Source organism: Paenibacillus marchantiophytorum (assembly GCF_014640555.1).
GTDB classification, from domain to species: domain Bacteria; phylum Bacillota; class Bacilli; order Paenibacillales; family NBRC-103111; genus Paenibacillus_E; species Paenibacillus_E marchantiophytorum.
Map to the genome: position 1 here is coordinate 81,744 of NZ_BMHE01000004.1, position 16,190 is coordinate 97,933.

13 protein-coding genes are annotated in these 16,190 nt (G+C 43.5%); 1 reads left to right on the forward strand and 12 read right to left on the reverse strand.

Annotated elements, in window-relative coordinates; translation table 11 throughout:
• Window positions 1–135: 135 nt before the first annotated feature.
• From IEY34_RS05905 to IEY34_RS05925, 5 genes are all read right to left on the reverse strand, one after another.
• Window positions 136–969, reverse strand: a complete 834-nt coding sequence (locus tag IEY34_RS05905) for a PRD domain-containing protein (protein ID WP_189009006.1) — start codon at window positions 967–969, stop codon at window positions 136–138.
• Window positions 970–986: 17 nt separating this feature from the next.
• Entirely contained in the window at window positions 987–2,429 is a 1,443-nt protein-coding gene (locus IEY34_RS05910) for a PTS transporter subunit EIIC (RefSeq protein WP_189009559.1), read from the reverse strand.
• Window positions 2,430–2,576: 147 nt separating this feature from the next.
• Window positions 2,577–3,416, reverse strand: coding sequence for a carbohydrate ABC transporter permease (locus IEY34_RS05915; protein WP_189009010.1), 840 nt, complete (start codon window positions 3,414–3,416; stop codon window positions 2,577–2,579).
• A gap of 42 nt (window positions 3,417–3,458) precedes the next feature.
• Window positions 3,459–4,364: a carbohydrate ABC transporter permease gene (locus tag IEY34_RS05920; RefSeq protein WP_189009013.1), complete on the reverse strand. Its 906-nt coding sequence runs from the start codon at window positions 4,362–4,364 to the stop codon at window positions 3,459–3,461.
• An 86-nt stretch (window positions 4,365–4,450) separates the two neighbouring features.
• The gene (locus IEY34_RS05925; protein WP_189009016.1) at window positions 4,451–5,806 is read right to left on the reverse strand and encodes an ABC transporter substrate-binding protein; all 1,356 of its coding nucleotides are present in this window, start codon (window positions 5,804–5,806) and stop codon (window positions 4,451–4,453) included.
• Between the two features lie 372 nt (window positions 5,807–6,178).
• Here IEY34_RS05925 and IEY34_RS37245 point away from each other — a divergent pair, with 372 nt between their 5' ends.
• Complete coding sequence (locus IEY34_RS37245; protein WP_268240109.1) at window positions 6,179–6,313, forward strand: hypothetical protein; 135 nt, start codon at window positions 6,179–6,181, stop codon at window positions 6,311–6,313.
• A gap of 501 nt (window positions 6,314–6,814) precedes the next feature.
• On the opposite strand, the gene IEY34_RS37485 is transcribed toward IEY34_RS37245, so the two are convergent.
• The 7 genes from IEY34_RS37485 to IEY34_RS05960 form a co-directional block, all read right to left on the reverse strand.
• Complete coding sequence (locus IEY34_RS37485) at window positions 6,815–8,269, reverse strand: L,D-transpeptidase (RefSeq protein WP_444544025.1); 1,455 nt, start codon at window positions 8,267–8,269, stop codon at window positions 6,815–6,817.
• Between the two features lie 237 nt (window positions 8,270–8,506).
• Window positions 8,507–10,123 (reverse strand): NHL domain-containing protein, encoded by a 1,617-nt coding sequence (locus IEY34_RS05935; protein ID WP_189009019.1) that lies wholly within the window; start codon window positions 10,121–10,123, stop codon window positions 8,507–8,509.
• 38 nt (window positions 10,124–10,161) lie between these two features.
• Window positions 10,162–11,925 carry a FecR family protein gene (locus IEY34_RS05940; RefSeq protein WP_189009022.1) on the reverse strand — a complete coding sequence of 588 codons (1,764 nt, stop codon included), beginning with the start codon at window positions 11,923–11,925 and terminating at the stop codon, window positions 10,162–10,164.
• A gap of 27 nt (window positions 11,926–11,952) precedes the next feature.
• The gene (locus IEY34_RS05945) at window positions 11,953–13,800 is read right to left on the reverse strand and encodes a CHASE2 domain-containing protein (protein ID WP_189009025.1); all 1,848 of its coding nucleotides are present in this window, start codon (window positions 13,798–13,800) and stop codon (window positions 11,953–11,955) included.
• Window positions 13,801–13,969: 169 nt separating this feature from the next.
• Window positions 13,970–14,203: a ferredoxin gene (locus IEY34_RS05950; RefSeq protein ID WP_189009028.1), complete on the reverse strand. Its 234-nt coding sequence runs from the start codon at window positions 14,201–14,203 to the stop codon at window positions 13,970–13,972.
• A 67-nt stretch (window positions 14,204–14,270) separates the two neighbouring features.
• Complete coding sequence (gene mobB / locus IEY34_RS05955) at window positions 14,271–14,777, reverse strand: molybdopterin-guanine dinucleotide biosynthesis protein B (RefSeq protein WP_189009031.1); 507 nt, start codon at window positions 14,775–14,777, stop codon at window positions 14,271–14,273.
• Between the two features lie 6 nt (window positions 14,778–14,783).
• Window positions 14,784–16,085, reverse strand: a complete 1,302-nt coding sequence (locus IEY34_RS05960; RefSeq protein WP_189009033.1) for a DNA polymerase IV — start codon at window positions 16,083–16,085, stop codon at window positions 14,784–14,786.
• Between the last annotated feature and the right edge of the window lie 105 nt (window positions 16,086–16,190).

A 16,190-nucleotide genomic window follows, 5' to 3' on the forward strand; every position in this document is an offset into this window, starting at 1 on the left:
TCTAATGACTCTAACAGTCAGTTTAGCTGACAATGTGCAAATATGCAATCCACTGTAAGGCTAAATTCCTTTTTTCAAACAAAAAATCCCCGCTCCATGTAGGTTGCAAGGGAATCCATTATCATTATACCAACACTATACTTCTGTTCGCTGAAGCATTCGTTCCAGATGCATCGTCAAGTAGCCCGTTTCGTCATCCGGCACTTCGAGTTGGAGCGCATCACTGAGCATCAAGGAGAGCACTTTTGCTTTCACATAAGTATCCCCGTACTCTTCTTTTATTTTATCCAGCAAGGAATTTTGAAGCGTCTTTTTTTGTTTAACCCGTTCAATGACGCCTTTTAAATGGCTGATAAAACGCAAGGTAGAGAATGAATTATCGAAATTAAAGCCTAATTCCTTGGCCGATTCAATCGTCTGTGAAACCACTCGAACGACGGCTAACGAATCTGCAGCCTGCTCTTTTTTGCGAGCACTGTTGAAATGCATCGTCAGGAAAGCAACTTCATCCTCCGGCAATTTGACATCCAGATGGTCATTCAAGAATTCAACCGCTTTCTTAGCTACCTTGTATTCTTCTGGATACATATACCCGATTTCATAAGCAAAAGGGTTAGTAATGAAGATCCCGCGCTTTTGGCGCTCTACGGCAAAATTAATATGATCAACTAAAGAAGCATGTATCGTTTCGGAAAAGTCGCCTTCGAGCATACTTTGTGCATACGCGATGACTTCCTCTGTAATTCCGATAATTTTCACATCAACCGCATTTAATATTTGTTCATAGTTTTTGAGCACTTCCGACGTGTGCAACAAAAACTCCTGGGTAATTTCAGCTTCATTAATAAGCATACCCGGCGTCTTCTTGAATCCAATCCCCTTGCCGAAGGCAATTGAATTTTTGCCGGATGTCAAATGGGCCATCACGACATTATGTGATAGAACATGAATAATCGTTCTTTCAATCATAAGACACCTCCGCGTTCTTAGGTTTGTCCTGATTTGTCTTTATGTAAGCTCAGCATAGGTTTAATGCTTTCACGAATTTGTTCCGATTCTGTACCAAACACCACATGTATATTTCCTTTGCCAAGCCTGATAACCCCGATGGCTCCAAGTTCTTTGAGTTCATTATCAATGACCAAATGATCTTCATTCACTAACAGTCGTAATCTGGTTATGCAAGCATCAATGGAAACAATATTCGCAGCTCCGCCAATATGCCTTAAAATACGGGAGGGACGGTCTTCTACGAACTCAGCCTTATTAGAATCTGGTTCGGCTTCGACATCCGAAGATTCATCACGGCTCGACACTTTTAACGGGAAGAAGTGCAAGTAAAAACGAAAAGTTGCATAATATAAGATAAAATACCCAGCTCCAACGATAATAACCCAATATGGTTTTGTAGATACATGCCAACTCAAAATAAAGTCAATAAATCCAGCCGAAAAGCCAAATCCCATTTTGACTTGGAGCATATTCATGATCAGCATGGAGAAGCCTGTCAAAACAGCATGTATCACATAGAGACCAGGTGCCACGAACATAAAGGCAAATTCGATGGGTTCCGTTATGCCCGTCAAAAAGCTGGTTAACCCTGCGCTAAGCATGACGGACACGATCAGTGTTCGATTGGCAGAAGATGAGCTTCTGATAATGGCTAATGCTGCTGCAGGAAGACCGAACATGATGACGGGGTAAAAACCGGTCATGAACATTCCCGCTTCAGGGTCTCCTGCGAAAAATCGCGAGATATCGCCATGGACAATTTTGCCCGTATCTGTGGTATAATCTCCGATTTGAAACCATGCTATATTATTAATAATATGATGCAACCCGGTAGGAATTAAGAGCCTGTTCATAATGCCATAAATGAGAACACCGACATTTCCGTTATCTACAATCCACAAGCCTATAACACTGATAAATTTCTGTACTGGAGGCCAGATGTTTCCCATCAAGACACCAAGGAATACCATCACAAGCGATGTAAGTAAAGGCACAAATCGCTTGCCCCCAAAAAATCCGAGTGATTTAGGCAATTTAATGTGTTGGAATCTGTTAAAAAACAACGCCGACAAACCGCCGACAAGCATGCCGCCCAATACGCCCATGTCCATCCGCTCGGCAGAATTGGTCCCCGTTTGAAAAAGCTGCAAGACATTGTTGAACACCAAATAACCAACTGTAGCCGCGAGTGCAGCGATGCCATCACCGGATGTTAATCCTATGGCAATGCCAATCGCAAAAATTAAAGGCAGATTATCAAAGATCGCGCTTCCCCCAGACTCAAAGATATGAGCCATCTGCATTAGAAAGGGATCATCAAAAGTCATTTTGCCAATACGTAAGAGAATGGATGCCGCCGGCAGCACCGCAATCGGGATCATCAAAGAACGTCCTATTTTTTGCAATATATACATCAATCTCATATGAGTTCACCTTTAAGCCCACAAGTTTGGCCGTTTCTTGTTTGCTCTTGCTTATATCCCAATTATAGTAGAAAGAACACCCTCCTGAAAGGATAAAATCCTCTAGGATAAGGTGTTTTTTCTATGCAAGCCAGTATGCCGTTATTTCACCGCTCCAGCCGTAATGCCACTTGCAATTTGACGTTGGAAAATCATATACACAATCAGTGTAGGTACCGTTGTAATCAGAAGTCCTGCGAACAATGGCCCCCACTCTGTCCGATATTGCATCTCAGCTTGCATAACAGCAAGACCGATTGGCAGCGTATATTTCGTTGGGTCACTGTTGATAACAACCCCTAGGAAATACTCGTTCCAGTTGTTCAGCATGTTCGTGATCATAACGGTAACCAATCCAGGCTGTGACAATGGCAGCATAACACGGAAAAATGTCCCGTAATGCGAAGTTCCATCAATGATGGCTGCTTCTTCAATTTCTTTCGGTAATGATTTATAGAACCCTACGAGCAAGAAAATGCCGAATGGAAGATTCAGTGCTGCATATACGAGAATTAATCCGATTAACGAATCCGTCAAATGTAAATCACTTAGCAAAAAGAAAAGTGGAATCAACGCAAGCGCGAAAGGGATCATCATCGAAGCAATATAAATCGTAAAAATGAGTTTGTTTCCTTTGAAATCATATCTTGCTAAAATGTAGGCCGTCATAGCAGCCAAAATCATGCCTAACAGTGTACTGCCAACAGTTACGATAATGGAATTCGCGAAATAAATATTAAAGTTATATTTACTCCAAACATAGGAGAAGTTTTCCCAAAGCAGCGGGAATTTCGGTAAAGCCCATGGGGCATTTAAGAAAAATTGTTGATTATTTTTGAGTGCGTCCAGTAATGTCCAAATTAATGGATACAATACGGCTACACTCCAGATCAGTAGAATGATCCAAACAAGCATTTTGGCTAACGGATTTTTGATGACCATACGATGGCTCCCCCTCCTTCAGAATCAGGTTCTAAGATGACTTTAATGCATTTCGATCGTTTCTTGGCGCATAACGCGCTGCAAGATAAGAGTTGTGATCAAGGAGATGATGAGAATCAACACTCCGATGGCTGCTCCATAACCGAAATGATATTGTTGAAATGCCATCCGATACAGGTAAGATCCCATAACTTGGGTCGTATTATCCGGCTGTCCGCCACCCGTCATCAATTGCACGATGACAAAAGATCCGTTAAGTGTTGTAATCACGATGTTAACAATAGAAACTTTAATTTGCTCCCAGATAAGCGGCATGGTGATATTGCGGAATTGCGACCATTGACCGGCTCCATCTATATTAGCTGCCTCATAGTAGGAAGCAGGAATATTCACGATTGCAGCAATCATCAGGATCATATAGAAGCCGATACCAGCCCAAATCGTTGGAGGTAATAGCATCCAGATCGTGTGCTGTGGAAAACCTAGCCAAGTGATATCGACCTTATGATCTGTAAAGAGTGACAAGAACGCATTCAAGAATCCAATTTGCGGATTGTAGATAAAGTTCCAAAGCACACCGATAACAACGACCGAAATGACATTTGGGATAAAGAAGATTGCCCGGAAGAAGCCGGATCCTTTTATGCTGAAACGAGTTAATGCTACAGCGAAGAACGTCGCCAAAATCATGATGCCAATGACTTTACCAACCACGAGGAAATAGTCATTTCCAATGGCTCTAAGTACAATTGGATCTTTAAATAATTCAACAAAGTTATCGAAACCGATAAATGTGCTGTTCTCTGACATTCCTGACCAATCATAGAATGACTTCTGCAAAGCCTGTATAACAGGGTAGATCGTAAATACACAGAAGAACAAAAAAGTCGGAATGATGAATGAAGCGATGAACAAATTCCGTTTCCACATTTTTGACTTGGCCTTCATTCTATCCTCACCGTCCTATCATTAAAATGGCGGAGAACTCCTAAGGCCTGCACCTTACTTGTTCTCCGCACTGCTTCATTCAGTTATTATTTCTTTTGTTTCGCTACAACATCCGTAACACGTTTAACCCACTCATCAGGTTTAATGGTTCCAATAGTCAAAGCAACCGTTGCATCTTGCATTGCTTTATCCACGTCAGCCGCGAAGGAAACAGTAGGAACAACAATGGTATCAGGAGAAGACAAGAATTTAGCTGCATCTTTAACGAAGTTAGGAGCTTTGGAAGAACTGATGTCACCTTTAATGTTTGAAGGCGCTCCACTAAGCTCTGCCCACTGGGATGCTTGTGTTTTGGAGAATACGAACTGCATGAATGCTTTGGCAGCATCTTTGTTTTTTGCTTTTTTAGCAATTGCGAACGTTGAAGTTGAAGTATTAGCTACCACTTTTCCACCTTTATCTTGCGTGATGGATGGAATGAATCCGAAATCGAAAGTAGCTGGAACGTCTTTGGCCATTTCGTTTGGCAGCCACAGACCGTTCGGAATGAAAGCATCTTTGTGCTGCAGGAACAAGGATTGGGAATCCGTGTGATTGATTTGAACGGAAGCTTTGTCGATGTAACCTTTGTCACGAAGTTGAACGATTTTGTCCAAACCTTTTAGAATAGCTGGGCTTTTCCATGCATCCAGGTTGTTTGCAGCCATATCTTGCAGCAATTTGTAGTCATTGTTGTTAGCAGACACGATAGCTGGGTACAAGACGGAACCATTGATGTAGTAAGGATATTTACCTGTGTGAATGAATGGATTAATGCCTGCTCCCTTGATCGTTTCACTAACTTTCAAGAAATCTTCGAAATCTTTTGGCTCAGCCCAACCTTTTTCTTTGAAGAGCGCTTTGTCATAGAAAATACCCCATGAGCTCATAACGAAAGGAATGTTGTAGATTTTGCCATCGTATTGCGGTGGTTGTTGGGCAAGCAAATCAAGAATTTTCTCGCCGTCCACGTTTTTCGCGTCTTTCAACCAATCTGTCAAGTCTTCCAGTTGTCCGTCCGTCACCATTTGGCGATCGAACAATTCAGGTCCATCGATATATACGAAATCAGGTGGGTTACCAGCGATCCAACGGGGTTTCATTTGCTCGTTGATTTTTGGTCCCGCACTTTCTTTAATTTTCAACTCTGGGTTTGCTGCTTGGAAATCAGCAATAACTTTTTTCCACCATTTATCGCCATAACCGCCGACAAAGTACTGGATTTCAAAATCACCGGTTAATTTTTTTCCGCCAGCCGGTGTTGCTGCTGCCGTAGCAGCTGCTGTTGGAGCTGTTGAAGCAGCCGGTTTCGTTGTTTCTGTTGGTGTTGCCTTACCGCAGCCTGCAGCTACAAGTACCATGGATGCAGCCAATCCCATTGTTGACCATTTCTTCATATTCATGTGTTCATCTTCTCCCTTTTTTAATCTGATTGTTTGTTTGAAATTTATGAAGTAACTAATTTCTGGGTTTAACGTTCCTCAGTAGTTTGTGCTACCAACCCCTTTCGCAATTCAATAAATGGAAAAATAAAAAGGGCATAGTTATAGAAGAAAAACTTGCTTTCTTCAATAACTAATGCCCTTACGGTAACATGTTATCAAAACTGACATATTCAGTTGTTTTGTGTGCTTCGTGTGATTAAATCTTACAATAAAATGACATCGTCGTCAATACATCTTTTTTATTTTCTTTTTCATATTCATATTCTATGATCCAGCTTACTTATGCTATGATAGATCATATCGTTAATTCCGAAGAAAAGGGTGATTCTTATGTCCAAACGCAAACCATTAACCGTGAACCGCAAGGCCAAAGATGAAGTAAACAAGAAAGCCATCATTTGGACAGGATCCATATTCGTTGTTGTGATAATCGCCATGACCTTACTGCTCATTTTGAACAAATGACGATGTCAGAAATGATTGATTTCTTCACAATTTGAATTGTAATCGCTTTCGATTTCATTGTCAAGCGTTTCTTCTAACACATTCTGGTAATTAACCAAAACCTAGCCTTCGGCTAGGTCTCCAATTCAATGAACATTGAGGCAAACCCCTTACGAACTCAATACCCTTTATTCACGTAAAATCGGTCATTCTGAAAATCTAATGAATTCCAGAGGCGCTATTTCAAGTAAACGTTCACTTTACCGCCCAAAAGCTGCTCGATAGCGCCAATACAGTTCATTAAAATCGCCAAAGCAGCCATTTTCTCATCTATAAGCATCCTACAGTTCATTAGATATCCTTGGATGCCGCATACCGACTTAACAAGAAATCTGTGGTGGACGCCAACAATATAGGTGGAGCTTCGCCCCCCCCCCTAACCCAAAACCACATTAATTCTGGCTCGTTAAACAAAACCGTCCTAGCCAATCGCAGGACGGTTCTTCACGTTGATTTTTTTAATTAGTCAAGCCATTTGTACTTCTTCCCAGGATTATCTTCCTTCGTTTGCAGAGGAAGATTGAAGGATTGATCCGGTTTGCCTCTTCCAGCACCAGATCCAGGACCACCCGTTCCAGGACTGCTGCCTCCCTCTGAATCTGGCGGCAGCACCCCCTTGCCAATTGTTACTTTGGTTTCGTGAGGAACCATATTGAAGAGCTCTTCGACGTCCGCCTGCTGCATGCGAACACAGCCATGCGACTCATCTTTTCCGATACTGGACGGCTTGTTAGTTCCATGAATAGCATATAACGTATCCGACAAAGTCATGCCCCGGCTGCCGAATTCCCCATTCGATTTCCCGTTAGGATTACGCACTTTCTCGCTGATTACAAACTCACCCTGCGGCGTCTTCTCTCCCCCCAAGCCAACTGGATAGCTGCGGATGATATAATTCCCGCTCACAAGAGCCAACTGATGCTTGTCCGTGTCAATCACGATACGGAGCGGTTCTCGCAATGGGTCAGCCGACGATTTAGGCGTTGAATTAGCCGATGTCGCTTGTTCTTTGGCTGGTTGTTGCGCAGATTCACCCGCTTCAGGCACTTGTTTAGTATCTTGCGGTTTCCCTGCCTTCGCACTCTCATTCAGCTTGCTGACAACCTGGGGGAATGCCTCCTGCATGTCCGGCGTAAGCCCTGGCAATAGATTGTTCGGGTATGGCTGTGTCAGTTGCTCAGGTTTCTCCGGCATCGCTCCGGTTCTCTTTTGATAAGCTTGGACGGCGCTCTGCAAGACAATTGCTTGCTCCCGTTCGCTCATCCATTTGGTAATAGCCGGAATTAAAGAAGTGCTGTCTGCAACTTGACAGGAACAAATTTGAGATTGGTAATAGGCTAGCGAAGCCTTGCCATCGCCCGTACCGTTAGATTCTACGCTGACCAAAGGCTTGACAGACTTATTCCATTCTTGCCATTTGCCGTCCGTACTGAGAGTAGGTTCCATAATGACAGACTCCCCTGCTCCCGAACTTTTGGAGGCAAGCACTTGCTGAAGCTTCTTGCCCCAATTTCCCTCCGACAAATATAACTTCACGCCACTGGCACTATCGCCCCCAGCTTCCTGCTGGGGAATTGGCGTTGGAGTCGCCTTTACAGAAGCTGACTTGCTCGTATCCGTCGTATTCCGAGTACCCGGAACATTATCCTTGGCCAAATCCATCGCGGCAGGCACGGCTAGCAGCAATAAGAGGATCATCGCAGGCAGCCATTTCCCTTTGCCGCTTGATTTCCCCTTAGCAGGAGCCTGAATGTCTTTTTTTGCGCCGTTTGGAGGGTAGGTAGGAAGCGGACCTTCAATCGTTATCTTTTGCCGCTCAAAAGCCTCGTAAATCTCCCCAGACTGGGCAAAACAGTAGGCTGCCTTACCTTCTTTCCCTTGTGCCGCATATTCTCGACCAAGTAGATACCATGCCATTTTATGATCAGGATGTTCCTTAACATATTTTTTGAGATAAAGAGGATCTTCGATGGGATTATGCTGGAAAAAACGATCCAACTGATCATTGCGATTATTCTCTTTCAAGCTAGAAACCTCCTATTGCCAATTAAGACTCTTACTGCTTTATCGGCAAAAATAGCCAAGAGATGAAGTCGCAAAAAAATGAGCTAGAACAAAGGCGCCCCTTTGTCTAGCCCATCGCAAGGTTATTGCTTACTTCAGATAAGATTTGGCGCGTAAAATGGCTGTCTGATGCGGCGCATCCCACTGTACATCCAGGCCAATTTGTTCCGCAAAGAATCGAACTGGCACATACGTACGGCCTTGTTTCACGTAAGGCGAAACATCCGTTTCTATGGTCACAGCCGTGTTGTGACCGGCATCCTTGCGGCTTATGCTCTTTTCTCCAATTGTTAATTCGATCGTCGCATCACCTTTGGTGAGTTGCACGATTGATTTTCCCGCTCGCTCCGCATACTTAACTTCATAGCCGAATGTCTCGCTTATAGCGCGTACTGGAACCATAGTACGACCATCCTGAAACTCAGGCTGGGCATCGAAAGAAATCAAGCTAGATCCGCTGACAACCTTCACTTGCTTATCGTTTCCGATATTCGTTGGCAATTGATAAGGAGCAATTTTGCGAACTTTATTATTTAAAGAATCGGCAACGACGATATTCCCCTGAGCCGTTACAAGGACATCACTTGGACGATAGAATTCCGCGGCCTGTTCCACGCCATCTGACTCTCCTGTCTTGACAGTGCCCGCGATGGTAGTTACCTTTCCATTCAGCAAATAGCGCACCGCATGGTTAAGGCTGTCTGCAATAAGAACCCCACCTTCAGAGGTTACAGCTAGCCCTTTGGGGAAATCGAACTTCGCTTTGAGTGCATCGCCATCAGCATAATCACCAGACGCATAGAGCTCATTTTTGGCGTACAATACATCTCCAGAAGTTGAACCTGCAAGTGTACTCACTGTCCCAGCTTTCAAGTCAATATAACGAATGCGTTGGTTCCCCGTATCACTTACATACAGATTCCCTTTACTATCCAAAGCTAATCCGCTCGGCTCATTGAACTTCGCTGTTAACAAGCTGCCATCTTGATATTCGCCGGCAAAAGATGCTTCGCCTGGACGAATCTCGATAGCACGTCCCGTAGCCGCATTCAACGTGGACACACTGCCATCCACGGCGATTTTACGAATCACATGATTCAAAGAATCAGCGACGTATACGATCCCATCCGCAGTTACCGCTACATCCGTTGGATGATTGAAGCTTGCTGAAGCGCCTTTGCCGTCTTTATTTCCGAGGACACCATTACCAGCTAATGTCGTCACTTGCCCGTTCGCATCGATTCTGCGAATGGCATTGTTGCCTGAATCGGCTACATAGACATTCCCTTTGGCATCAACAGCAAGTCCCGTCGGTTCGTTAAAAAATGCTTCGTTTGCCTTGCCATCCAGCAACCCTCCTGTTGGGAAGCCATTGCTGTTCTTCGAGACAATAAGTTCAGGACCTGCAAAAGTCGTAACATTTCCACCTGCTATTTTACGAATCTGATGATTGCGAGTGTCAGCAACTAGAATACTGCCGTCTGCCAATTGCACGACACTGCCTGGAGCCCGAAAAGCAGCGCTTAACGCAGCTCCATTGTGATCTTCGAAATCGCCACTTCCTGCGAATGTGGATACATCCGAAAGAATTCGGCCATTGCTTGAAAGAAGAGCATCAGCAGACAATCCTGCTGCCAGAGCCGACGAACCTCCAAGAAAGGTTGCCGCTATGAGAGATGAAACGAATACATGTTTGAGTGGTTTCATTGATTTCTCCTTTTGATTCTAACGATTCTAAATAACGTTTAGGGACGTGAATTATTTGCCGTAAAAGTAATAGATGGGTTGATGGTGTATGGAACAGCAACATTCTGAACGGAACTGCCATTTTTGCGAACAGCTACAATTTTACCAACCTTAATGGTGTGTGTCCCTGCACCATACATCGGGATCGATGCTAGTTTCTTCTTACCGACAACCGAAATATTATTGGGTTGACTTCCGAAATTGGTTGCCGTGTAAATGAGTTCAACGTTATTAGCATCTATGTGCTCACTAATATTATCTGCGCTAGTAGCGCTGTTAAATATTTCACCATTAATCGCTGGCGCATTTCCATAGTTCGCACCACCAAAGCCATAAAGCAAATGAACTTCTACGCCATAAATATCATTCGTATTAACGAAATCACTTAAATAAATATCTAAATTAAAATTGGAAGAGTTTGGATCTAACGTAGCCCCTAAACTAACTGCCGGAATCACAGTTGGTTCCGAACCAGATCCAGGATCAGAACCAGAACCAGTTCCAGGACCCCCAGTAGTTGTTTCAGGCGCTTTATTCCCATTCTTCAAGATCACTTCAGCATCTGCGGTCTGCTTCACTTGTGCCGCTTTATTCGCCGCTGCTAATCTCGCTTTCTCGTCTTCCAGCGCTTTAAGCGCAGCTGCCAGTTTCTTCTTGACCTCATCTAGCTTCTTCGCTTCCTCTTGCTTCTTCTTCAACTTTTCGGATTCAAGCTTTTGAAGCTCCATTAATTTTTGCTTTTCTTTCTCCGCATCAACACCCGCTGTTTTGTCCAACTCTTTGACTTTGTTCAAATCCAGCTTTCTATTTTCATCACTGATTTTTTTGTTCGCTTCATCAATGATTTTATTCATATCATCTTTATCAATCTTTTTATCGGCAACCGCCTTTTTCGCGATATTGCCAATCAAGTTATCTAAATTTTGCTTCACTTTATCGAGCTCTGCCTGATCTTTGATAACCAAAGATGTTTGATCATCAACAAACTTGCCGTCTGCGATTTCCTTGGATTTCTTGGCAATGAAAGCATCATTTTCTTTATCAATCGCTGCTTTGCTTTTAATTAGCTCTTGAATCACTTCACGTGAAGCCTCTTCAATAAATTTATCAATATCTATAAATTCTACTTTCAAGGATAGATCTTTGGTTTCATCTCTGGAATCCAGAGAGATTTGTTGGGTCGGATACAGGTATGTAATTGAAAACGATTGTGTTGAATCGGCATTCGTTGTTACCGTAGAAGCCGAAACGTTCCCTGCGCCTACAGCCATTTTGATTTTGCCCGTGATTGGATCAACACCTACGAAAAACTGAGTGCCCCGTACGCCCATGACGGCCGTTGGCGTTTCAACTTCAAACTCGTCATTGGATCCAGCCAATGATTTGACTTTTACCCACATGGAGCCAGCCCACACTTTAAGCTTGGACTTTTTGCCGCCATCCGAAGAACTCAGATCAGATACGTTAATCTCGGAGTTAGCCCCAAGAGTAATCTCTGAATCCCCATTGCTTAAGTTCAGCGTCACGCTTGAACCTTCGCCTGTATACACCGTATCCCCTTGATTAAGACTCATACTTTCGTAGGCATCATAGGACTTGGATCCTCCGCCTTTTTTGATCGTAACATCCCCGGACAGCGAAGCTACAACAGCGACGCGGACAGTTTTGGCATCAACCGGTTTCACCAGCAAAACCGAAATCAAACTAAAAACGAGACAAAAACTTAAAAATAAAGATACAGATGATTTCTTGGATAGTTCCATACTAAATTCCTCCCTATGTATCCTGGCTTACAGATTTCCGATAACTTCATACACCGCAACCGGTTTTTCTTTCCCTTTGACTTTGATCTCACCTATGGATTCAATTTCGAACAGGTGCTTGACTCGCTCATACGTTTGTTCGCTAATCAGAATCTGTCCTGGTTTGGCATTTGACTCCAAACGCGCTGACAAGTTGACGGTATCCCCGATAGCCGTGTAATCAAGCCTCAAATCCTCCGAACCGATATTCCCGACTACAGCAGGGCCGCTGTTGATCCCAAGACCAAACTTCACGCCAATACCGTAGTTTTTGATCAATTTTTGCTCAAGAATATCAGCTTGCGACTTCATTTCGATCGCTGCACGAACAGCCATCTCCGGATGATTCTCATATTCAATCGGCGCACCAAACATCGCCATAACACCATCGCCAATGAACTTATCCAGTGTCCCATTGAACTTGAAAATAGCTTTCGTACAGACATCCAAATACTCATTCAACACTTGAATAACTTGCTCAGGCTCCAACTTTTCAGACATCGGTGTAAATCCTCGAATATCAACGAAAATAAGCGAGATATCTTTACGGCTTCCGCCTAGCTTCACATCTTCACCAGATTGGAGAAGTTCGTCCACGACAGTCTTAGAGACGAATCTTCCGAAAATGCCCGTCACACGGTTGCGTTCCTTGCGCTCTTCTAGATAATGGCTTACCAACGACCAGATATAAATGGTCACCAGCGCAAATTGCGGATAAACTAGCGGCGCGAACGTAGAGCCAGCAATATAGAAAAGGAGCCATACGCCACCGTAAACAACAAACATTCCAAGGAAGATAAAGAGCGCCGTCTTTCCTCTGAATCTCTCAAATAAGAAAAGGGCTATTAGAGAAACAAGCACAATAATCCCCACGCCAACCGGCTTGCTTGCATCTTTGTAATATTTGCTCTCTAGCAACGTTTGAATCATATTCGCATGAATTTCAATCCCAAACATTTTTACAGAACTAATAGGAGTCGGATACTCATCTTGCATAGCTGTAACAAATGGACCTACCAGTACGATGCTTCCTTCCAGAGGCAAAGGCTTTTTGCTATTCATAACATCAACGAAAGAGAGCAGCTCATAGCCTGTTGTCGCATCCACTTTCTGCCTTGGCAAGGTGAAAAATTCCGTGGTTACTTGATTTCGTTCATTCGTAGGCAAAACAATACTGCCTTGCTTCCATTGTCCCGTTGCATCGTCTCGTTTAACTTTGTTCTGTTCATCCAGCACGAGGTTAGCGAGCGCGACACTAAATGCAGGTATGTATGTTCCATTCTCATCCGGCAACCCAACGGGCAGCTTCCGAGCTTTGCCATCCTTATCAACAAACACATTAATGTGTGCCATTTGCTGTCTATTGGTCGTTAAAGTGGTAGTGGGGTAGTCGACTTTCTCAGGTACAAGATCACCTGCTTCTTGCTGCTTTGAGGGATAATTAATTTGTACAGGCATTATCACATTGTGATATTTGGCCAATACATCGGCTAACGCCTTATCGTCTGCGGGGTTTTTCGAAGGTTCCGCCAAAACAACGTCAATCCCGATCGCCGCGGCACCGGATTGTTCCAGCTTCTCAATCAATTGGGCATAGGTCGATCGATCCCATGGAAACTTCCCAATTGCTTTTAATGACTTTTCATCAATCTTGACAATTTTTATGCGATCCTCAGGCTGACGCTCATCAACTGACTTCGATTTTCGCAAACTATCTTGAAGCGGCCCTTCGACAAAATAAAACAAACCGCTCGAATTCACCGTGTAGAAATATGTCGACAACAACATCAATAAGAGTCCCGCCGCCAAAGTTTGAATCCATTTCTTCTTACCCATAAGATCCTCCCTTTTGAATACTAGTTTCATTGTAAGATGACGGGTAGGAAATGGCAATGAATTGTTACAAATAAATACAAATTGTAGCAAAAAAAGAGCCCAATCCCTTCGCAGGAACTGAGCTCTTTCGACATACTGTGAATGACTTCACATGATAGGAGTTTAATGATTAGCTAAAAGGTGCATCCGCAACTTTGATGGAATCTGTCGGACAGCCATCTTGTGCATCTTGTAGGTCATCAAATAGATCTTCAGGGATTTCAACTACCCCTTTGTTTCCGTCTCCGTCAAAAATCACTTCTGCCAAACCTTCATCATCATAATCATAGATGTCTGGAGCTGTAGCTCCGCATGCGCCGCAAGCGATGCAAGTATCTTTATCAACAAATGTATACTTTGCCATGATTTCTACTCCTCCTCAAATTATCCTCATTGTAAAATATAATATAAATACGGACAAAGTTCAAACCTTAAAATAGATTCCCGCCAAAATAATGTTCGATAAAATCCGCAATACGTGCCACTTCATTTAAATTCATAGAAGGGATATGCGGATAATAGCTCTCAGCGTCTTCCAAATCCGTCACAATAGCAATAGGACTTGGCTCAAGATGATGAACGATTTCTCTTTGTTCTATTGTACGAAATAAAGCAATCTTTGGATGCTTTTCCTTTTTAAAACCTTCTACAAAAATAAAATCCATGTGCGAGTAAGCCGTTAACTGCTCCTCTAAACTTACATTACCCCTTTTCTCATACGTATGAATCATGTTCGGGGATAGCGTAATCACGGCATCAGCTCCCGAGCCAACATAGATCGACGAATCCGCTCCCGCGGCTTCTTTATAATGTCCATGAGCATCATGTTTCATTACAGCAATTCGATAGCCGCGCTGCTTCATTTCGACCACCAGCTTAGCAATCAACGTTGTTTTCCCGCTATTGGAATAACCGGCAAAGCCAATGCAATGCGCCATTCCTTATCACTTCTCCTCTTCCTTATGAAGCGGATTTTTTTTCAAATGATCCATCTGCAAGGAAGTGCCTCTAGCCTTATGATTTCGTATAAAAGCGGACGGATCATCACTCATCATCCCTGCGGTCAGAATCGCGCTTTCCCCGAATTTATCACGCAGCCCGTCCATAATTTTGTTCAAATGCTCGCGCCGTGGCTGCTTCTCATAATCAAACAAATCCAATTGAATGAAGGTCTCTTCTTTCATCGTTAAATTCTGCAGGGTAATTCCCAACAATCGTACCGGTTTGCCATCTTCCCACTGATGATCATACAACTCACACGCCGTTTTATAAATATCATCCATATGCTCTGTCGCCGTCGGGAGCGTTACCGAACGCGTGATCGTTCTCATGTCAGGATCGCGAATCGTAATCTGGATCGTCAAGGACATCAGCTCCTGCTTGCGCAGCCTTCTCGCTACTTGATCGGCCAGATTGAGGAAAACACGATGAATTTCTTTTCTGTCTGTGTAGTCTCGCGGCAGCGTCGTGGTGTGGCCAATCGATTTGCTTTGTTCCTGCTCCGGATTTACGAGAGAGGGATCAATGCCATTCGCCGATCGTTTCAGATGAGGACCGAGAACTCCGAATTGCTTCGACAATAACAACTCATCCGCAGACGCTAATTGGCCTAAAGTATGAATACCGAGTTTCTCTAATTTATCGGCGGTCTTTTTACCTATGCCATACAAATAATTGCAAGGTTTATCCCACAGTACATGCGGCACATCACGAATGCGAAGCACAGAAATCCCATTCGGCTTCTTCATATCAGAGCCCATCTTGGCAAGCAGCTTATTCGGCGCAACACCAATCGAGCAGGGCAGCTTCAATTCCTTCATAATACGTTTCTGAATGCTGCTCGCGATATCCATAGGCGTTCCAAACTGTTTGGAACCCGTTATATCCACAAAACATTCATCAATGGACATGGATTCCACCATAGGCGAATAACTATAAGCTATCTGCATAAATCGTCGGGAGAAATCGCGATACAAATCAAAGTCAGGTCGAATCAATATCAAATCCGGGCATATTTTCAGGGCTTGCCTAACCTGCATACCCGTTTTGATCCCCATTCCTCGCGCTGTATAAGATGAAGTAACAATTATTCCTTTGCGAAGTTCAACACTTCCAGCAACAGCAATGGGCTTGCCTTTATATAACTCAGGCTCAACGGCCTCATGGACAGAACAATAGAACGCATTCATATCAATATGCAAAATGACTCTACCTAGTTTGGGATAATGATGCCCCACTGTCACCATTTCACATTCCCTCCCATGCTCCAAGACGTTAGACCAGAGCCATTTTCAGCATACAAAAAAATATTGTTTCAAGCAAACGTATTTTTGCGTTATGATGTCCTTACC